Origin of the sequence: Aeromonas sp. 11P (assembly GCF_051920165.1) — a bacterium.
Taxonomy (GTDB): domain Bacteria; phylum Pseudomonadota; class Gammaproteobacteria; order Enterobacterales; family Aeromonadaceae; genus Aeromonas; species Aeromonas veronii.
The window spans coordinates 2,975,001-2,994,366 of the sequence record NZ_JBQBDJ010000004.1 but is presented as its reverse complement, the minus strand read 5'-3'; the positions used below and the strand labels follow the sequence as shown (position 1 = coordinate 2,994,366).

General features: G+C 53.7%; 15 protein-coding genes and 2 rRNA genes (1 of these 17 running past the window's edge). 10 read left to right on the top strand and 7 right to left on the bottom strand.

Going from position 1 to position 19,366, the window contains the following annotated elements; translation table 11 throughout:
• The first annotated feature begins 190 nt into the window (after positions 1-190).
• The 3 genes from ACTG1P_RS13780 to ACTG1P_RS13770 are packed head-to-tail and all read left to right on the top strand — an operon-like array spanning position 191 to position 2,590.
• Positions 191-865: a glycosyltransferase family 25 protein gene (locus ACTG1P_RS13780; protein WP_440001499.1), complete on the top strand. Its 675-nt coding sequence runs from the start codon at positions 191-193 to the stop codon at positions 863-865.
• 2 nt (positions 866-867) lie between these two features.
• Entirely contained in the window at positions 868-1,977 is a 1,110-nt protein-coding gene (locus ACTG1P_RS13775; protein WP_440001498.1) for a glycosyltransferase, read from the top strand.
• Positions 1,964-2,590: an acyltransferase gene (locus tag ACTG1P_RS13770; protein ID WP_440001497.1), complete on the top strand. Its 627-nt coding sequence runs from the start codon at positions 1,964-1,966 to the stop codon at positions 2,588-2,590. The genes ACTG1P_RS13775 and ACTG1P_RS13770 overlap by 14 nt, the downstream gene beginning before the upstream one ends.
• A 27-nt stretch (positions 2,591-2,617) precedes the next feature.
• Here the strand turns inward: ACTG1P_RS13770 and ACTG1P_RS13765 are convergent, their stop codons facing one another.
• From ACTG1P_RS13765 to rfaD, 3 genes are all read right to left on the bottom strand, one after another.
• Positions 2,618-3,820, bottom strand: a complete 1,203-nt coding sequence (locus tag ACTG1P_RS13765) for an O-antigen ligase family protein (RefSeq protein ID WP_440001496.1) — start codon at positions 3,818-3,820, stop codon at positions 2,618-2,620.
• Positions 3,817-5,586, bottom strand: coding sequence for a polysaccharide deacetylase family protein (locus ACTG1P_RS13760; protein WP_440001495.1), 1,770 nt, complete (start codon positions 5,584-5,586; stop codon positions 3,817-3,819). Before ACTG1P_RS13760 ends, ACTG1P_RS13765 begins: the two co-directional genes overlap by 4 nt.
• A 118-nt stretch (positions 5,587-5,704) precedes the next feature.
• Positions 5,705-6,661 (bottom strand): ADP-glyceromanno-heptose 6-epimerase, encoded by a 957-nt coding sequence (gene rfaD, locus ACTG1P_RS13755; RefSeq protein ID WP_040069912.1) that lies wholly within the window; start codon positions 6,659-6,661, stop codon positions 5,705-5,707.
• A 158-nt stretch (positions 6,662-6,819) separates the two neighbouring features.
• Between rfaD and ACTG1P_RS13750 the strand changes: the two genes are divergently transcribed.
• The 5 genes from ACTG1P_RS13750 (at position 6,820) to ACTG1P_RS13730 (ending at position 12,868) form a co-directional block, all read left to right on the top strand.
• Positions 6,820-7,464, top strand: a complete 645-nt coding sequence (locus tag ACTG1P_RS13750) for a TetR/AcrR family transcriptional regulator (RefSeq protein ID WP_440001494.1) — start codon at positions 6,820-6,822, stop codon at positions 7,462-7,464.
• A gap of 115 nt (positions 7,465-7,579) precedes the next feature.
• Complete coding sequence (locus tag ACTG1P_RS13745) at positions 7,580-8,770, top strand: glycine C-acetyltransferase (RefSeq protein WP_127007235.1); 1,191 nt, start codon at positions 7,580-7,582, stop codon at positions 8,768-8,770.
• Between the two features lie 55 nt (positions 8,771-8,825).
• Complete coding sequence (gene tdh / locus ACTG1P_RS13740) at positions 8,826-9,854, top strand: L-threonine 3-dehydrogenase (RefSeq protein WP_005340852.1); 1,029 nt, start codon at positions 8,826-8,828, stop codon at positions 9,852-9,854.
• 197 nt (positions 9,855-10,051) lie between these two features.
• The gene (locus tag ACTG1P_RS13735) at positions 10,052-10,507 is read left to right on the top strand and encodes a cytochrome c5 family protein (protein WP_368174998.1); all 456 of its coding nucleotides are present in this window, start codon (positions 10,052-10,054) and stop codon (positions 10,505-10,507) included.
• 84 nt (positions 10,508-10,591) lie between these two features.
• The gene (locus ACTG1P_RS13730; protein WP_005355671.1) at positions 10,592-12,868 is read left to right on the top strand and encodes a putative bifunctional diguanylate cyclase/phosphodiesterase; all 2,277 of its coding nucleotides are present in this window, start codon (positions 10,592-10,594) and stop codon (positions 12,866-12,868) included.
• A 2-nt stretch (positions 12,869-12,870) separates the two neighbouring features.
• Here the strand turns inward: ACTG1P_RS13730 and rep are convergent, their stop codons facing one another.
• The gene (gene rep / locus ACTG1P_RS13725; RefSeq protein ID WP_005340859.1) at positions 12,871-14,883 is read right to left on the bottom strand and encodes a DNA helicase Rep; all 2,013 of its coding nucleotides are present in this window, start codon (positions 14,881-14,883) and stop codon (positions 12,871-12,873) included.
• A 181-nt stretch (positions 14,884-15,064) separates the two neighbouring features.
• On the opposite strand from rep, the gene ACTG1P_RS13720 reads away from it, so the two are divergent.
• Together ACTG1P_RS13720 and ACTG1P_RS13715 are read left to right on the top strand one after the other, a co-directional pair.
• Positions 15,065-16,285, top strand: a complete 1,221-nt coding sequence (locus tag ACTG1P_RS13720) for an aminotransferase class V-fold PLP-dependent enzyme (RefSeq protein ID WP_440001493.1) — start codon at positions 15,065-15,067, stop codon at positions 16,283-16,285.
• A 13-nt stretch (positions 16,286-16,298) separates the two neighbouring features.
• Complete coding sequence (locus ACTG1P_RS13715) at positions 16,299-16,733, top strand: SufE family protein (protein WP_335866255.1); 435 nt, start codon at positions 16,299-16,301, stop codon at positions 16,731-16,733.
• A 21-nt stretch (positions 16,734-16,754) separates the two neighbouring features.
• Here the strand turns inward: ACTG1P_RS13715 and tcdA are convergent, their stop codons facing one another.
• The 3 genes from tcdA to ACTG1P_RS13700 all read right to left on the bottom strand — a co-directional run.
• Positions 16,755-17,591: a tRNA cyclic N6-threonylcarbamoyladenosine(37) synthase TcdA gene (tcdA, locus tag ACTG1P_RS13710; RefSeq protein WP_257691441.1), complete on the bottom strand. Its 837-nt coding sequence runs from the start codon at positions 17,589-17,591 to the stop codon at positions 16,755-16,757.
• A 183-nt stretch (positions 17,592-17,774) separates the two neighbouring features.
• Positions 17,775-17,889: ribosomal RNA gene (rrf, locus tag ACTG1P_RS13705) — 5S ribosomal RNA — on the bottom strand.
• 78 nt (positions 17,890-17,967) lie between these two features.
• Positions 17,968-19,366: ribosomal RNA gene (locus ACTG1P_RS13700) — 23S ribosomal RNA — on the bottom strand (it continues 1,491 nt past the right edge of the window).

Sequence of the window (19,366 nt, the reverse complement as noted above, 5' to 3'; positions counted from 1 at the left end):
ATATTAATTTATCACCAATACCCCCCCCAAAAAACCTTCATTATCTTTACCGCGATGATTATTCAGTAAGGCCTAACCTCTCTATTCTCAACTATAATCCTTCCATAAATATGAGAAGAACATGGAATACTAGAACATCAAGTTGAAAAATGCTATAGTTTCCAAATAGCCTATGAGAGCCACCACTAATATGAACCTCAAAATTTACATTATCAGTCTTGAAAGAAATAAAGAACGCCAGCACATCCTTACCAAAAGGATGATGCAACTTGGTCTAGATTTTGAGTTTTTCTTTGGCGTGGATGGCACATTGCTAACCCAGGCTGAACTCTCTCAGGTAGACCAAAAATATTGCCGCACGAATTTTAACCATGAAATGAACCCATCTGAAGTTGGATGTGCAATGAGCCATATTCGCATCTATGAAAAGATGATCTCAGATAATATACATCATGCTCTGATTTTAGAAGATGATGCTTATGTTCTTTCATGCGTACCAGATATTCTATCATCTATAATGCAGCGACCCAATTTTGATATGCTATATCTATTCCATGGAAAAGCCAAACGCTGGCCATGGTCGCATAAACTACCACACAACTACCGTTTGGTCAGGTACAGATCGCCATCAAAAAATTCTAAGAGATGTATTATAGGTGCGGTTGCTTATATTCTCTCCATCAATGGGGCCAAAAAACTTCTCAACCATGCCTACCCAATAAGAATGCCGGCAGATTATCTTACCGGATTGATACAAAGAAGTGGGCTTATAACATATGGCATTGAGCCTAACTGTGTGGACACGGGTCATCTTGATACAACTATACCAAATAGAAACTATGGTTCACATATCGAGAATAATTAAGAATGAAAATCTCTTTTCTTATTAATAGCCTAGATATGGGAGGTGCTGAAAAAGTACTACTCACATATGTTCAGGCATTATCCAGACTTGGATTATATGACATTTCTGTTATCACAAACAAACCATCCACCTCAAAAATACAGGCCAAGATGGAGGAGTATGCGAATTGTCATTCGATATTTAGTCTCTATGAATACAATAACCTGAATCCAATTATTAAAGCATATAAATCCATAAAAAGATGGATCATGCTCCATCTTTTTTTAAAGAAAACAGATATTATAATCGATTTTTTAGATTGCGACTTCGATAGATATATAAAATCCTTCAATCAAAAAAAAATAACATATCTTCACTCCAGTTTCCAGCATCTTATGAGAAGGAAAAAAAATATCGCTGAACGCTGCAATATATATGATGCAATCATTACTATTTGCCAAGATATGCATGCTGAGATCCATAGTTTTTCTCCTCGATGGATTGATAAGGCCCATGTCATATATAACCCCTTCAATTTCGAAGACCTAAAAAATAGCAGTATTGACTACTCACTGCTAACAGAGTCCACACTGAATATATTGAATGGCGAATATATACTCACCGTATGTCGACTAAATGAAGAAACCAAAGATATAGCTACCTTGTTAGATGCTTACTATCTGGCTAGAAAACAAGGCTGCAACCAAGACTTGGTAATTATTGGAGATGGCCCAGATAAAGTTAATCTTGAGCAGAAAGCAACAGCATTAAATTTGGAAAAACATGTTATTTTTATTGGGGAGTGTGAAAATCCATATGTATGGATGAAGCATGCCAAAAAATTTGTATTGAGCTCTAAAGATGAAGGCTTTGGCTTGGTCATAGTAGAGGCGTTATATTTAAATGGTAACGTTATCTCTAGCGATTGCTACATAGGTCCCAGTGAAATATTACAACGTGGCATGCTTGGCGAACTCTTTGATGTAGGAAATAAACAGGCTTTATCTAATCTCCTGAATCAACCATCAACCCGGCTACCATTACAGGATGGTCAGTTAGATATTTATCGTGCTGATAACTCTGCCCTAATGCTGCATAAATTAATATCAGGTATATCAAATGCTATCAATTAGTCAGCTGTTTTATAGAAATATTGTTCAGATACATAGAGGAAATTATTTTTATTGCCTCGGAAGAATGCGCTTATGTCAATTGACAATAAAAGGTAACAACAACATTATCAATATATCAAAAAATACGAAAATGCGCAGATGCAAAATAATAGTAACCGGTAATAACAACAGTATTAACATTGGCGAGGAATGTGATTTACACAACACTACAATCCATATTGATAACGTTGGCGGTAAAATAACAATAGGTAATTGCTCCACTATTGCCGGCGCAACGATAGTATCATACGAACCTCACGAAATAAATATTGGCTCAGACTGTATGCTGTCTTATGGGATAGAAATACGTAATACTGACTCACACAAAATAATCAATGTTGACTCTGGGGAATGGCTTAACCAAGGAAGGCCTATCTATATAGAATCACATGTGTGGCTGGCTGCGCGTTGTACTATATTAAAGGGAACACATATTGGTCATGACTCTATCATTGGAGCAAATAGCTTAGTTTCAGGTAAGATACCATCTCATGTAATAGCTACAGGACAGCCAGCCAAAATAATTAGAGAAAATGTATCATGGAATAGAGAATCTGTTATTCCAAATAAATAGGGCCTCTAGCAAGGCCCATCTTACGCCTTAACATTCAGCTTCTATATCTCTGACCAAGGTCGCAAACAACAGCGAGAACAAGAAGATATATAGGGTTTCTTTTTGTTCCAATGGCACATCGGTCAAACCGGATACCAAATATGCAGTTGATAGATATATACCTAACAAACCAAACTGTTCTCTCATAAATATGGGAGATGCTAATAAGATCATCATGGGGATAAATCCCACAAGCCCTCGCATCACCAACTGATTTAGGTATTGATTGTGGGCATGTGGCATACCTAAACCACCATCCCCCACTAGTAAAACAGGATTTATCTTGTGCTCAGAGACTTGCTGTTTTTTTAGCCCATCAATACCATCCTTGCCAACCCCAATGAATGGATATTCCAAAAAACCTAGCCATGCGCTTCTCCATACGACAAGACGCAACCCTATAGACGTTTGATAATTTCCTTGCTCCATTTGGATAAAATCATGTTTTACATCATCCACTCTCTGGATGAATATCTTCGAATTATAGCTAAAAGCAACAAACACAATAATTACACCAGGGAGTATCAATCTTATATTTTTAACAAGAAGAGCCCTGTTAAAAAATAAATACACGGCCGTAACCACAACTAATGACAACCATACACCTCGACTCTGAGACAAGTATATCGCGATTAATGATAGTCCAGCCCCTATTATAGTTATCAATTTTTTGGTGGCAGCTTTGCTTTCATTAAAAAGAACATGTAGATTGAGAATAAAAATAACTAACGCCCCTTGAGCAAATAGAATGGCGTTTGTATATCCCTCAACACGCACGACCCCTTTACTTTCCTCCACAATAGCTAAAGATCCTACGACCCAGCCACCAGCAATGACGCCATATATAGCATATTTTTTTATCAATGCTGTTTTAGGTACAAAAAAAACAAAGGCTGTTAAAAAAAGTGTGATTCTGACAAGCGAGCTATCTTCCCCATGTGATAGCCTACTGAAAATCATCACAATTCCATACATTAGTATGGTCTTTAATAAGACGCCACAGCCACTATTTAACGCAATCCTTTTTTTATTATAAACAAAGTTAATTAGCCCCAATATTATGGAAATAACAACAAGAATAGATAAATAGCTATGACCTCTTGCTGAAGCATATAAAAAGCCAAAAGCAAAAAATATTGTTAGTGCGAAAAAATATTCTGTAATCTTCTCAATAGTCGCGTTCACTGTCATGTGCCATTCCGACGAAAAATATAATTCCCACGAATTTTTCGCCACAGCCCGAATACATCGGTACGGGGGAAGATGGCAATCCGGCGGATCTGGAAAGGGTCCTGGTGCATTGCTTTGGGGCCGCTATTGGTAGCGACAGCAAAACGATACCCGGCGGTGATAGCCTGTTCCTTGGCACTCTCGTTCATATCTCCGTAAGGGTAGGCAAACGAGAGCAGCGGATGGCCAAGCAGGGCCTCCAGTTGGCGTTTATTCTCCTGAATTTCATGGGCTTGTTGTTCGGGTGTGAGCTTGCTCAAGCGGGGGTGAGTCAGGGTATGACCACCAATTTCCACATGACCGCTGGCGGCCAGCGCCTTGACCTGCTCACCACTCATCAATGAGACCTTGGTGTCCGGATTGGTCGGATGCTCCACATCCCAACGGTTATAACCTTCGCCGGTGACTACGTACACTACAGCTTTGTAACCATATTTTTCCAGCAGCGGCAGCATGCGGGTCAGATTGTCCTGATAGCCGTCATCGGCGGTGATCATCAGGTACTTCTTGCCGTATTGCAGACGGTGGATAAATCCTTTGTCCGCCAAATCGCGGAAAGTCAGGGTTTCGTAGCCGAGCCACTTCATCAGTCGCAGATGCTTCTCGAACATGGTGATCGGCATCCAGGTGCCATGCACTCCTTTCTCGCTATCCTGCTCGATAAAACGGTGGTACATGATGACGGGCATCTCGCGGCGCAGGGTTTCGACTACGGCATCCTGATAGATGGTTTCGAGACCAGATACTACCCCCTGCAAGCCATACTCATCCTGAATGCGTTGGCGAACGGCTTTCGGCACCACCTTGCTTGCGAGGGCGGATTCGATTTCGCCCTTCAGCGCGGCAAAATCGATGGCCAGATCCTTGGGGCCGATATCGCCAAAATTACTCGCCAGAGCATCATCCAGATTCTGTTCGGTCACCAGACCTATGGCCTTGGCTTCACCAATAGCAAAGGCGGGCCGACCGCAGAGCAGAGCTTCCATCGCTACCCGACCGGCGCCGATCACCAGATCGCAACTCGCCAGCAGAGCGGGCACATCATCGACATAACCGACAAACTCGGCACGGCCTTCGAAACGGGCAAAGCGCTCCGGAACCTTGGTACCGCTGACAATCCGCACCTTGCAGGCATCCAGATCGAGTACCTCGTCGAGCAGACGGTAACAGAGCTCCCCTTTGGGGCCGCTCAAACGGCCAATGATGGCGATCACCGGCTTGTCATTATCCGGCGCCGGCACGGGCTGGAATTTGTCGGTTTCGATACCGTTGCGCAGCACCTGCACAATCGCGGGATCCACTCCCAGATTGTCGACTATCTGATGGGCAATATCTTCACAAACGGCAACCGCCCGATAGCCGAGTGCATGGAAGGCCTTGCGCGAAGCGTGCACCGGTTGGCGACCATGCACCGTGGTGATCATCGGGGTGCCAGTCAGCTTGCAAGCAACGTAGCTGCTCCAGCCAGAGGCACGGGAGTGAGCATGCACCAACTGAATATGGTGCTTTTTGATGAGATAGATGAGGTAAAAGACGTGCCAGAAGCGGCGCAGAATGCTGCGCTTGTTGAATCTCAGTTTGAAGACGGGGCCAAGGGTCGGCTTGGTCAGAGTATCTGAAACGTAAAAAACGTTGTGACCTCGCCGGGTCAGTTCGTTACCGACCGTGGTGGCATAGACCTCAGCTCCCGTTACCTCGAGCTGGGAGAGTGCCATCAATATATTCATCGCGCGGTTACCCGGTAGAGAAGAGAGGAACGGCAAGCAGCCACAGAGACCAGAAACCGGAAGCAGGCAAGTGCCCACTTCCGGTTTTGCGCTCAAACTGCCGCGTTGTGCTCACCCGTTAGCGGTTGAGCCAGGCCATGTAATCCGCTACCCCTTCGGCAACGGTTTTGAACTCGGCGTCATAACCCACGCTGCGCAGCTTGGTCATGTCAGCCTGGGTGAAGCTCTGGTAGCGCCCCTTGAGGTGATCCGGGAAGGGGATATACTCAATAGAGCCCTTCTGATGATGCTTGATCACCGCTTCGGCCACGTTCTGGAACGGCTCGGCACGGCCGGTACCACAGTTGAAGATGCCGGAGTGCTGCGGGTTCTGCCAGAACCAGAGGTTTACCTTGCAGACGTCATCGATATAGATGAAGTCACGCATCTGACCACCGTTCGGGAAGCCATCGCAACCTTCGAACAGCTTGGGATTCTCGCCCTTCTTCACCTGGGTATTGAGGTGGAAGGCAACGGAGGCCATGGAGCCTTTATGCTGCTCGCGCGGGCCGTAGACGTTGAAGTACTTGAGGCCGACAACCTGAGAGTTGATCTCCGGCATCCAGCGGCGCACGTACTGGTCAAACAGCTGCTTGGAGTAGCCGTAGACGTTGAGCGGCTGTTCGAACTTGGGATCTTCGATGAAGTTGTCATTGCGGCCACCGTAGGTCGCGGCAGAAGAGGCGTAAATAAACGGGATTTCACGCTCGATGCAGTAGTGGAACAGATCCTTGGAGTACTCGTAGTTGACCTCCATGATGAACTTGCCGTTCCATTCGGTGGTAGCAGAGCAGGCGCCTTCGTGGAAGATCACCTCGATGCCGTTGTCCCACTCTTCAAACTCGTCGCCGGAGACGATGCGAGCCTGAAACTCGTCCTTGTCCATGTAGTCAGCGATGGTCAGATCGACCAGGTTGACGAACTTGGTGCCGTCGGTCAGGTCATCAATGACCACGATATCGGTCCGTCCTTGAGCGTTCAGCTGCTTGACCAGATTGCTGCCGATAAAGCCAGCACCGCCAGTTACTACGATCATGGAGTTTGCCTCTCGTACGTTGATGGCTACATGTGACTGCTTGTTAAAGCTGTGTATAGTGAGCCAATTTGAAATTGCCGAAAAGTTTATCACGGGCCGTCCGGGGATTCGACCTTGTTCAAAACTGCCCCGAGCGGAACCTGTTGGAGGAATGAGTGATGAAAACCAGAGACAGGATCATTCACAGCGCGACCGAGCTGTTCAACGATCAGGGTGAACGCAACATCACCACCAACCATATTGCGGCGCACATGGGCATCAGCCCGGGCAACCTCTACTACCACTTCCGCAATAAAGAAGACATCATCCACTCCATCTTCGACCAGTATGCCCGCCACCTGAGCGAGAGCTTCGTCCCGACCCGCAACCGTGAGATCACCCTGCAGGATCTGATGGGCTATCTGGATGCCATCTTCTATCTGATGTGGCAGTTCCGCTTCTTCTACGCCAATCTGCCGGACATCCTGAGCCGTGACGAACCACTGCAACAGAAGTACCTCAAGGCCCAAGAGCAGATGCGCGCCTCCGTGGTCGCGCTGCTCAGAAGCCTGCGCGAAGGGGGCATCATAGATGTCAGCGATGAAGACCTGCCGGATCTGGGCCAGACCATCAAGATGGTGGTGACCTGCTGGATCCCGTTCCAGATTGCCCAGGCCCCCAACACCCGCATCACCAAACCGCTGCTCTATCAGGGCGTATTAAAGGTGCTGTTCCTGCTGCGCCCCTATGTGCAATCCCAGGTGGCCGGACAGATCCAGCAACTGGAGCAGCACTACCGCCAGCTGGCCCAACCAGCTGGGTGAGATCTGTTTCACATTTGTTGAATATCAGCACAATCATTTGAATTTACCGCAACAGATTGCAGTAAAATGTCGCCCTCTGTTGATACGCAGCTGAAATAGCCACTAAGGATCGAGGATGTCTAACGGATTCTATCGTCACCTGACCGAGCAACTGAACCAGGTGCAAGCTGAAGGGTTGTACAAGCAGGAGCGCATCATCACCTCCGCCCAACAGGCCAGCATCGCCGTCGGCGGTGAGCAGGTACTGAACTTCTGTGCCAACAACTATCTGGGATTGGCCAACCACCCGGATCTGATCGCCGCTGCCCATCAGGGACTCGACAGCCACGGCTTCGGCATGGCCTCGGTACGCTTCATCTGCGGCACCCAGGATCAGCACAAAGCGCTGGAGCAGAAGATGTCTGCCTTCCTCGGCACTGAAGACACCATCCTCTACTCCTCCTGCTTCGACGCCAATGGCGGCCTGTTCGAGACCCTTTTCGGTGCCGAAGATGCCATCATCTCCGATGCCCTCAACCACGCCTCCATCATCGACGGCGTGCGGCTGTGCAAGGCCAAGCGCTATCGCTACGCCAACAACGACATGGCCGAGCTGGAAGCCCAGCTCAAGCAGGCTGACGCCGATGGCGCCCGCTTCAAGCTGATCGCCACCGACGGCGTCTTCTCCATGGATGGGGTCATCGCCGACCTCAAATCCATCTGCGATCTGGCGGACAAATACGATGCATTGGTGATGGTAGATGACTCCCACGCCGTCGGCTTTATCGGCGAGAATGGTCGTGGCACCCACGAATATTGCGGCGTGATGGAGCGGGTCGACATCATCACTGGCACCCTGGGCAAGGCGCTCGGCGGCGCATCCGGCGGCTATACCTCCGGCAAGAAAGAGGTGATCGACTGGCTGCGTCAGCGCTCCCGCCCTTACCTCTTCTCCAACTCGCTGGCCCCCTCCATCGTTGCCGCCACCATCAAGGTGATCGACATGCTGGCGGAAGGTCACGACCTGCGTGCCCGCCTGAAAGAGAACAGCCGTTACTTCCGCGAGCGGATGAGCGCCGCCGGTTTCACCTTGGCAGGCGCCGACCACGCCATCATTCCGGTGATGCTGGGGGATGCCAAACTGGCCTCCGAAATGGCAAGCCGCATGCTGGCAGCCGGCATCTATGTGGTGGGCTTCTCCTTCCCGGTCGTGCCCAAGGGCCAGGCGCGCATTCGCACCCAGATGTCTGCCGCTCACACCCGCGAGCAGCTGGACAAGGCGATCGACGCCTTTATCCGCATCGGCCGTGAACTCGGCGTTATCTGATTTGAATCAAGGGGCTGCAGCCCCTTTTTTCTGCATTCATATTGAAGGAACAGCCATGAAAGCACTCTCCAAACTGCACAAAGAGGTCGGCATCTGGATGACGGATGTACCGGCTCCCGAGCTCGGCCACAACGACCTGCTGATAAAGATCCGCAAAACCGCCATCTGCGGCACCGATATCCACATCTACAACTGGGACGAGTGGTCCCAGAAGACCATTCCGGTACCCATGGTAGTCGGCCACGAATATGTCGGCGAAGTGGTCGCCATCGGTCAGGAGGTGCGCGGCTTCGCCATCGGCGATCGGGTCTCCGGCGAAGGGCACATCACCTGCGGTCACTGCCGTAACTGCCGCGCTGGCCGCACTCACCTCTGCCGCAACACCATTGGTGTTGGCGTCAACCGCCCGGGCGCCTTTGCCGAGTATCTGGTGATCCCCGCATTCAACGCCTTCAAGCTGCCGGACAACATCCCGGACGAGCTGGCCGCCATCTTCGACCCGTTCGGCAATGCGGTACACACCGCCCTCTCCTTCGATCTGGTGGGTGAAGATGTGCTCATCACCGGGGCAGGCCCCATCGGTATCATGGCCGCCGCCGTCTGCCGCCATGTGGGTGCGCGCCACGTGGTAATCACCGACGTCAACGAATACCGGCTGGAGCTGGCCCGCAAGATGGGCGCCACCCGCGCGGTCAACGTGGCCAAGGAGAAGCTGGCCGACGTGATGAGCGAGCTGGGGATGACCGAAGGGTTCGATGTGGGGCTGGAGATGTCCGGCGTCCCGAGCGCCTTCCAGGAGATGCTCGACAAGATGAACCACGGCGGCAAGATCGCCATGCTCGGCATTCCCCCCTCCACCATGGCCATCGACTGGAACAAGGTGATCTTCAAGGGGCTGTTTATCAAAGGGATCTATGGCCGCGAGATGTTCGAGACCTGGTACAAGATGGCCAGCCTGATCCAGTCCGGGCTGGATCTCTCCCCCATCATCACCCACAGATTCCACATCGACGAATTCCAACAAGGGTTCGATGCGATGCGCTCCGGCCACTCCGGCAAGGTGATCCTGAGCTGGGATAAATAACCCATTTCACCCCTTGGTTACTCGAAACCCGGCGAATGCCGGGTTTCTTTTTATCTCCACCGCCCGAATTGCCGTGATATCGCCCAAAACTTTGTACGCAGAGTGTTTAACACTTCACACACAAGCGTTTAAATGGCTGTAACTATTCGGTTATAATCCCGTCGTTTACATGGATAATAAAAGACTGCTGGGAGTATATGAGCGTGTTGAAAAAACTGAGCTATTTGCTGGCTGTCGGGATGACGGCCGCCAGCTTGTCTGGGGCAGTGCTTGCTGCCGATGAGATGTCACCGGAAGCCATTGCCGAGCGGATCAAACCAATCGGTCAGGTCTATACCGCCAAGGATCTGGAAGGTATTGCCGGCGCGAGTGCTGCTCCGGCGGCGGCCGCCTCTTCCGGTCCCCGCGATGGCGAAACGGTATACAAGGGCGCCTGCTTTGCCTGTCACGACACCGGCGCCGCCGGTGCCCCCAAACGGGGTGACAAAGCCGCCTGGGATCCTCGCATCACCCAGGGCATTGATACTCTCAAGAAACATGCCATTGAAGGCTTTACCGGCAAGTCCGGCATGATGCCTCCGCGCGGCACCTGTGCGAACTGTAGTGATGAAGAGATTGAAAACGCCATCCACTACATGATCGACAAGCTGTAAGTATTTGAAAGGGCCGCAATTGCGGCCCTTTCAATCTATCGGCTTCCGACTACTCTTGTAAGGTAGACATATCGGGAGTTGCACATGTCGGCCCAATCCATCGAACCCCACTACTCAACTCCTCTGTTGGCGTTGGTCTCTGCCATTATGGACTTCCCGGCGCCACAAACTGCCACGTCTGACGATTACGATGCCCTGATCCAGCAGATTGACCAACTCTGCCCGCTGCAACATTTCGGCATGCTGGGCCTCTCCGATACCGGTCTAAACTGGCTTTACGCCTACAAGGTCAGCGATATCTTCAAGCAACAGCTGGGCCGTGAGCAGTCCCGCATCACCGATCAACTCACCCAGCTGGATGAGGCCGAAGGGTGGTGCGTCTTCCCCATCGAGCATGGCCAGATACAGTGGTTACTGGCGCGTGGCACCCCCGCCGACCTGCCGACCCTGCGTCTGCTACTGGAGTGTCTGGCCAAACGGCTGACCGAAACCCAGGCGGGATCCCATCTCACCGAGCTGCCTTCGCCGCTGATCCGCAAAGACCCGAACTGGAAAAAGAAAATCGAGAGCATCAGCCGCATCATGCGGCTCGCCAATACCCTGCCGGCTCAGGCGCTCTTCTCCCAGCTGGAAGCGGTACTGCGCCAGATGCTCACCATCGAGGACATGCTGCTGGTCAGGCTAACCAGTCAGAAGCTGGAAAAGATCTACCCTGCCCATCCCCATCAGGGAGACGAGTTCATCAGCGGCTTGTGCCACAGCACCAGCAATATCGAGGTGAGCAGGGAGTCACGCTACTGGCACAGCATGCCGCTGCGGCTGCAACAACAGTACTTCGCCCACTTCATCATCAGCACGGCTCAACCGCTGGAGACCGACGACAAGCTGTTTCTAGACTTCCTGCGTGGCCAGCTCACCCTGCTGCTGGAGCTGAGACGGATCCGCCAGCAGCTCAACGACATCAATACCGAAGACTCCATCAACCAGCGGCTGCAACAGCTGCGTCAGACCAACCTCAGGCTGCAAAAGCAGCTCAAGCAGCATCAGGAGCTGGAACGGCGGCTGCAATTCGATGCGCTTCACGACCCGCTGACCCAGCTGCCCAACCGCGCGCTGTTGATGAACCACCTCAACCACGCCATGACCCACTACAACCGCTACAAATCGCCGGGATTCGCGGTAATTTTTATCGATGTGGATCATTTCAAGCAGATCAATGACACCCTGGGCCACAGCGCTGGCGATCAGCTGCTCAAGGAGGTGAGCCGCCGCCTGCAGACCTGCATCCGGCAAAACGATCTGGTGGCCAGACTGGGGGGCGACGAATTTGTCATCTATCTGGACAGCAGCAAGAGCGACGATGACATCAGCCCGGTGCTCAACCGCATTATCAGCCGTCTCTCCTACCCGTTCCGGCTACTCGGCAACGAGCTGAGCATTACCGTCAGCCTGGGGGTATCGAGCGTCTCCGAGCAAACCTCAGATATCAGCCAGCTGCTCCATCAGGCCGATCTGGCCATGTATCAGGCCAAGCGCAATGGTCGCAGTCGCATCGTCAGCTACTCGGATGATTGCATCAACCAGAACTGGAATTCGCCGGAAGAGATGCTGGCCAGAGCCCTGCGGGAGGGGCGCATCGTCCCCTACTTCCAGCCGGTGATCCGGCTGCAAGATAGCCGCCTGACCGGACTGGAGGTGATGGCGCGCTGGCTGACCGAGGAGGGGATTCTGAAGGATGCGTTCGACTTTATTCCGCTGGCGGAGCAGTGCGGCCTGATTCTGGAGCTGGATTACCAGATCCTGCGCCACACCTGTCAGCAACTGAAGAACTGGCTGCCAATCTCCGGGCAGGGCAAGTTCAAGGTCGCCATCAATCTGTCGGGCAAGCATCTGGTCAACCATGACCACATCATGCGGCTGATGGGAATTATCGAAGAGGAAGGGGTCGCCCCCGGCTATCTGATTTTTGAATTCAACGAGCGGGAGCTATCGCGGCAAGATTCCGATGCGCTGGCATCCCTTCATGACCTGAGGGCCAAGGGTATCCAGATCAGCCTCGATGATTTCGGCACCGGCTTCTCCTCCCTCAACGCCTTGTTCCACTTCCCGGTGGATTACATCAAGGTGGATGACAGCTTTACCCAGAGGATGCTGCAATCGCCCAAAGATTTGGCGCTGATCCGCGCCATGCGGGATATCTGTCAGGATCTCGATTACACCCTGGTCGTCGAGGGGATCGAGAACCAGCAGCAGTTGCAGAAGCTGATTGATATCGGCTGCCGGATGGGGCAAGGGCGCTATATCTCTCCGCCCATGCCGGGAGCAGACATAGTGCCGCTACTGACCCCGGCCAATCCTTAGGGTTAATCCTTCTTGAACAACGCCCGCAGGTTGGCAACACCGACCTGCCCCTTCTGCTGGCGCTCCTCGGCAGTCACCTTCTTCTGGTTTTCCCATTCAAGATCATCCTGCGGCAGCTCCAGCAGGAAGCGGCTCGGCTCTGGCCGTACCGACTCGCCAAACTGACGCCGCTCCTTGCAGAGGGTGAAGGTCAGTTCGGTCTGGGCCCGGGTGATCCCCACGTAGGCGAGACGCCGCTCCTCCTCCACATTATCTTCATCGATGCTGGTCTGGTGAGGCAGCAAGCCTTCCTCCATCCCCACCATGTAGACATAGGGGAACTCCAGCCCCTTTGAGGCATGCAGGGTCATCAACTGCACCTGATCCGCATCATCCTCCCCTTCGTTGCGCTCCATCATATCGCGCAGGGTGAGGCGAGTGACCACCTGAGCCAGCGTCATCGACTCCTCCAGCTCATCCCCTTCCAGCATTTCGGTGATCCAGCGATAGAGGGTGGAGACGTTCTGCATCCGCATTTCGGCCGCTTTCGGGCTGGGCGAGGTCTCGTAGAGCCACTCTTCGTAGTGGATCTCCTTGATCATGTCCCGCACCGCCTCCACCGGATTGCCGCGCAGCGCCTGATCGCCAAGGCGTACCAACCAGTTGGTGAAGGCCTGCAGGGCCACGAGGCCCCGCCCGGAGAGGTGCTGCTCCAGCCCCAACTCAAAGCTGGCGGCAAACAGGCTCTTGCCCCGTTGGTTGGCGTATTGGCCCAGCTTCTCCAGCGTGGTGGGGCCAATCTCGCGGCGCGGCAAGTTGACCACCCGCAGGAAGGCAGTGTCCTCGTCCGGATTCACCAGCAACTTGAGGTAGGCCATGATGTCCTTGATCTCGGTGCGGGAGAAAAACGAGGTGCCGCCGGAGATGCGGTAAGGAATCCGGTTAGTCATCAGCGCCTTCTCGAAGATGCGCGACTGATGGTTGCCCCGATAGAGGATGGCGTAATCCTTGAACCGGGTGCGGTTCATAAACTTGTGGCCCATCATCTCGGCGGCGATCCGCTCCGCTTCGTGCTCCTCGTTCTTGGCGAACAGCACCTTGAGCTTCACCCCCTCATCCAGCTCGGAGAAGAGCGCCTTGTCATAGACGTGGGGGTTGTTGGCGATCAGGATGTTGGCGCACTTGAGGATCCGCCGCTTGGAGCGGTAGTTCTGCTCCAGCTTGATCAGCTTGAGGCTGGGGAAATCCTCGCTCAGCAGCACCAGATTCTGCGGCTTGGCACCGCGCCAGGAGTAGATGGACTGGTCATCATCCCCTACCACGGTAAAACGGGCCCGCTCGCCGACGATCTGCTTCACCAGCTCGTACTGGCTGGTGTTGGTGTCTTGGTACTCATCGACCAGCAGATAGCGGATCTTGTTCTGCCAGCGCTCTCGTACCTCCTGATTGCTCTTGAGCAGCAGGGTCGGCATCACGATGAGGTCGTCAAAATCCAGCGCGTTATAGGCCACCATCTGGCGGTGATAACGCTCGTAGAGCTGGGCCATCAACACCTCTTCCGGCCCGCGAGCAATACGCATGGCGCGGGCGGGCAGGATAAGATCGTTCTTCCAGTTGGAGATTTGGCTGATAAGGGCCGAGAGCTTGTCCTTGTCGTTGTCGAGCTCGTCTTCAGTCAATTCTTTCAACAGCGCCAGCTGGTCGGTGTCATCGAACAGGGAGAAGTTAGCCTTCAGATTCAGACTCTTGTGCTCACGGCGAATGATATCGAGGCCCAGGGTATGGAAGGTGGAGACCATCAGCCCCCGCGCCTCCTTGCGACCCAAAGTCTGGCCGACCCGCTCCTTCATCTCCCGCGCCGCCTTGTTGGTAAAGGTGACCGCCGCGATGTTGCGCGCACTGTAGCCGCATTGCTGCACCAGATAGGCAATCTTGTTGGTGATGACGCGGGTCTTGCCCGATCCGGCACCCGCCAGCACCAGGCAAGGGCCGGAGACATACTTGACCGCTTCGTTCTGATTGGGGTTGAGCTTCATGGGCCGGATCTCTTGGCTTATGATGAGGGGCGGCATTGTACCAGAAATCACCCGACGAGCCGTACCTGCTGCACGGCAGGCAACCGCCCATCGGGCTTATCGCGCCTTGTGTTCGGGCGCTATTTTCAGGATCATGACCGACCTTTTGAGATGATGACTTTTTCCAGATGATGAGGGGAGCATGAATCAGCAACAGCACGACCGACTGCGCAGCCAGTTTCCGGCCTTGGCGCAGGAGGTAAACGGCCACCCTCTGGTCTATCTGGACAACGCCGCCACCACCCAGAAACCGCAAGCGGTACTGGATGCCATCGCTCACTACTATCGGATCGACAACGCCAACGTGCACCGTGCCGCCCACACCCTGAGTGGCCGCGCGACCCGTGCCTTCGAGGCCGCCCGCGAAACGGTCGCCCGCTTCATCAATGCACCCCGCAGCCACGAGGTGATCTGGACCCGTGGTACCACGGAAGCGATCAATCTGGTAGCCCAGAGCTGGGGGATGAACGAACTCAAGACAGGGGACGAAATCATCCTCAGCACGCTGGAGCACCACGCCAATATCGTCCCGTGGCAGCTGGTCGCCCAGCGTACCGGCGCGGTGATCCGGGTTATCCCACTCGATAAGCGGGGCGATCTCGATCTGGCAGCCTATCACGCCATGCTGGGAGCACGCACCCGGCTGGTGAGCGTGGCCCACGTATCCAATGCCCTCGGTACCGTCAATCCGGTCGCCCAGATAGTAGAGGCCGCCAAAGCGGTTGGCGCCGTGACGCTGATCGACGGCGCCCAGGCGGTGGCTCATCTCGAGGTGAATGTGCAAACCATCGGTTGCGACTTCTACGCCTTCTCCGGCCACAAGCTCTATGGCCCGACCGGCATCGGTGTGTTGTGGGGCCGCACCGAGCTATTGGAGCGGATGCCGCCCTGGCAAGCCGGTGGCGAGATGATCGATCGGGTCAGTTTCAGCGGCACCACCTTCAATACCCTGCCCTTCAAATTCGAGGCGGGCACCCCCCATATCGCTGGCGCTATCGGCCTCGCCGCCGCCATCGACTTTGTGATGGAGCAAGACCGGCAATGGCTCGCCAGCCATGAGCAGGCACTGACCGACTATCTGGTAGCTGGCCTGCAACAGGTGCCGGGGTTGCGTCTGGTCGGCGAACCCGGCCAACGCGCCGGTGCTGTCTCTTTCTTGCTGGAGGATATCCACCCGCAAGATGCCGCCACCCTGCTCGACATGCAGGGTATCGCCCTGCGAGTCGGCCATCACTGCGCCATGCCACTGATGGAATCGCTCGGGATCGGCGGCACCATGCGCGCTTCGCTGGCCTGCTACAACAATCGGGACGATGTCGACGCCCTGCTGGCCGCCCTGCACAAACTCAGTGACTTCTTCTAAGGCAGATAACCGAATGAGTGACCTCGCAAGATATACCCAGATTGGCCTTGAGCCCAACGCCGACACCATTCGCCAGCAGTTTGCCGCCGCCCACGGCTGGGAGAACCAGTACCGGCTCATCATCCAGCTAGGCAAACAGCTGCCAGCGCTACCCGGCGAATGGCAGCAGGAGGAGTTCCGCCTCAAGGGGTGTGAAAGCCAGGCGTGGCTGAAGGGAGAAAAAAGCGAGGATGGCTGCTGGCACTTTGCCTGTGATTCCGATGCTCGCATCGTGCGGGGCCTCATCGTCATCGTGCTGGCGGCGCTCAACCACCAATCGTCTGCGGCGATCCAGGCTTTTGATATGGAAGGGTATTTCAGCGAACTGGGACTTGAGAAACACTTGAGCCCGTCACGAGGTAACGGGCTCAGAGCGATCGTACTGGCGATCCGGGAGCAGGTAGTCTAACCCGCCTTGTTCAGTGGTCGATTAGGCTTCGCCAATCGACCCTACTTCTTCATTCCCGGCCGCTTTCTCGGCGCGGGCCCCCCGCTCGGCAATCTTCTTCAATACCCGGGATGCGGCAACCAGCCCAAAGGTTGCTGTCACCGGCGTCACCGCGCCAAAGCCGGAGGCGCAATCCATCTTCATGGTGCCATCGCTGGCCGCCTTGGCCTGACAGGTGCCACCATTGCCATCCGGATAGCTCAGCTGCTCGGTTGAGAAGACACACTCCACCCCGAATTTGCGCGCCGGATTCTTGCTGAAGTTGTGTAACCGGCGCAGGTCGGAGCGCACCTTGGCCGCCAACGGGTCTTGAATAGTCTTGGCCAAATCGGCCACGGTGATTTGGGTCGGATCCATCTGCCCGCCAGCACCACCCGCTACAATCACCGGGATCTTGTTACGCTTGCAGAAGGCAATCAGCGCCACCTTGGCCTTTACCGAGTCGATGGCGTCCACCACATAGTCAAACTCCCGCTTGATATGCTCGGCCAGGTTATCGGCGGTGACGAAATCATCCACCTCGATCACCTCGCAATCCGGATTGATGGCGCGAATGCGCTCGGCCATCACCTCGGTTTTAAGGCGACCAACCGTCCCCTGCATGGCGTGGATCTGGCGATTGGTGTTGGTAATGCAGATGTCGTCCATGTCGATCAGGGTGATCTGGTTGATACCGGCGCGGGCCAGCGCCTCGGCCGCCCAGGAGCCCACGCCACCGATCCCCACCACACAGACCTTGGCCTGGCTAAAGGAACGCAGGGCGTTCTGACCATAAAGACGGGCAATGCCCCCGAATCGCTGTAGATATTCTGCTTTCATACCACCACCTTGCTTGAGGGCGGCCATTATAACGACAACCAACGCCAGCGGCGATGGCATAACCGGAGAAAATCGGGGAGGAAAAACAGGGAAACGGCAGAGAAGAGGGAATAAAAGGTCAGTTTTAATAAATTGCAGGCAATAAAAAAAACCCGCTCGATGAGCGGGGTTCTTAAGTTGGGTGCCTGGCAGTGTCCTACTCTCGCATGGCGAATGCCACACTACCATCGGCGCTACCGCGTTTCACTTCTGAGTTCGGCATGGGATCAGGTGGTTCCACGGAGCTATGGCCGCCAGGCAAATTCTTCAATCTGTGAAAGCTGATGTAAGTAGTTTCGTATTCGTTACAAGGCTCGAAACACTTCTTGGGTGTTGTATGGTTAAGCCTCACGGGTAATTAGTACGGGTTAGCTCAATGCATCGCTGCACTTACACACCCCGCCTATCAACGTTGTGGTCTCCAACGGCCCTTTAGGACCCTCAAGGGGTCAGGGATGACTCATCTCAGGGCTCGCTTCCCGCTTAGATGCTTTCAGCGGTTATCGATTCCGAACTTAGCTACCGGGCAGTGCCACTGGCGTGACAACCCGAACACCAGAGGTTCGTTCACTCCGGTCCTCTCGTACTAGGAGCAACTCCCTTCAATCATCCAACGCCCACGGCAGATAGGGACCGAACTGTCTCACGACGTTCTGAACCCAGCTCGCGTACCACTTTAAATGGCGAACAGCCATACCCTTGGGACCGACTTCAGCCCCAGGATGTGATGAGCCGACATCGAGGTGCCAAACACCGCCGTCGATATGAACTCTTGGGCGGTATCAGCCTGTTATCCCCGGAGTACCTTTTATCCGTTGAGCGATGGCCCTTCCATTCAGAACCACCGGATCACTATGACCTACTTTCGTACCTGCTCGACCTGTCCGTCTCGCAGTTAAGCTGGCTTATGCCATTGCACTAACCTCCTGATGTCCGACCAGGATTAGCCAACCTTCGTGCTCCTCCGTTACTCTTTGGGAGGAGACCGCCCCAGTCAAACTACCCACCAGGCACTGTCCGCGAGCCCGATTCAGGGCCCTGCGTTAGAACATCAAACATACAAGGGTGGTATTTCAAGGACGGCTCCAGCGCAACTGGCGTCACGCCTTCAAAGCCTCCCACCTATCCTACACATGTAGGTTCAATGTTCAGTGCCAAGCTGTAGTAAAGGTTCACGGGGTCTTTCCGTCTAGCCGCGGGTACACCGCATCTTCACGGCGAATTCGATTTCACTGAGTCTCGGGTGGAGACAGCATGGCCATGGTTACACCATTCGTGCAGGTCGGAACTTACCCGACAAGGAATTTCGCTACCTTAGGACCGTTATAGTTACGGCCGCCGTTTACCGGGGCTTCGATCAAGAGCTTCGCTTGCGCTAACCCCATCAATTAACCTTCCGGCACCGGGCAGGTGTCACACCCTATACGTCCACTTTCGTGTTTGCAGAGTGCTGTGTTTTTGATAAACAGTCCCAGCCATCTGGTCACTGCGACTCCCAACTGCTCCATCCGCAAGGGACTTCACTGTCAAGAGCGAACCTTCTCCCGAAGTTACGGTTCTATTTTGCCTAGTTCCTTCACCCGAGTTCTCTCAAGCGCCTTGGTATTCTCTACCCGACCACCTGTGTCGGTTTGGGGTACGATGACTTGTAATCTGAAGCTTAGAGGCTTTTCCTGGAAGCAGGGCATCAATGGCTTCCACACCGTAGTGTGTTCGTCTCGTGTCTCAGTGTTGTG

Bases quoted from the DNA above. Each gene is read 5' to 3' on its own strand.
- ACTG1P_RS13780 (WP_440001499.1), top strand. From the start codon at position 191: ATGAACCTCAAAATTTACATTATCAGTCTTGAAAGAAATAAAGAACGC.
- ACTG1P_RS13775 (WP_440001498.1), top strand. From the start codon at position 868: ATGAAAATCTCTTTTCTTATTAATAGCCTAGATATGGGAGGTGCTGAA.
- ACTG1P_RS13770 (WP_440001497.1), top strand. From the start codon at position 1,964: ATGCTATCAATTAGTCAGCTGTTTTATAGAAATATTGTTCAGATACAT.
- ACTG1P_RS13765 (WP_440001496.1), bottom strand. From the start codon at position 3,820: ATGACAGTGAACGCGACTATTGAGAAGATTACAGAATATTTTTTCGCA.
- ACTG1P_RS13760 (WP_440001495.1), bottom strand. From the start codon at position 5,586: ATGAATATATTGATGGCACTCTCCCAGCTCGAGGTAACGGGAGCTGAG.
- rfaD (WP_040069912.1), bottom strand. From the start codon at position 6,661: ATGATCGTAGTAACTGGCGGTGCTGGCTTTATCGGCAGCAATCTGGTC.
- ACTG1P_RS13750 (WP_440001494.1), top strand. From the start codon at position 6,820: ATGAAAACCAGAGACAGGATCATTCACAGCGCGACCGAGCTGTTCAAC.
- ACTG1P_RS13745 (WP_127007235.1), top strand. From the start codon at position 7,580: ATGTCTAACGGATTCTATCGTCACCTGACCGAGCAACTGAACCAGGTG.
- tdh (WP_005340852.1), top strand. From the start codon at position 8,826: ATGAAAGCACTCTCCAAACTGCACAAAGAGGTCGGCATCTGGATGACG.
- ACTG1P_RS13735 (WP_368174998.1), top strand. From the start codon at position 10,052: ATGAGCGTGTTGAAAAAACTGAGCTATTTGCTGGCTGTCGGGATGACG.
- ACTG1P_RS13730 (WP_005355671.1), top strand. From the start codon at position 10,592: ATGTCGGCCCAATCCATCGAACCCCACTACTCAACTCCTCTGTTGGCG.
- rep (WP_005340859.1), bottom strand. From the start codon at position 14,883: ATGAAGCTCAACCCCAATCAGAACGAAGCGGTCAAGTATGTCTCCGGC.
- ACTG1P_RS13720 (WP_440001493.1), top strand. From the start codon at position 15,065: ATGAATCAGCAACAGCACGACCGACTGCGCAGCCAGTTTCCGGCCTTG.
- ACTG1P_RS13715 (WP_335866255.1), top strand. From the start codon at position 16,299: ATGAGTGACCTCGCAAGATATACCCAGATTGGCCTTGAGCCCAACGCC.
- tcdA (WP_257691441.1), bottom strand. From the start codon at position 17,591: ATGAAAGCAGAATATCTACAGCGATTCGGGGGCATTGCCCGTCTTTAT.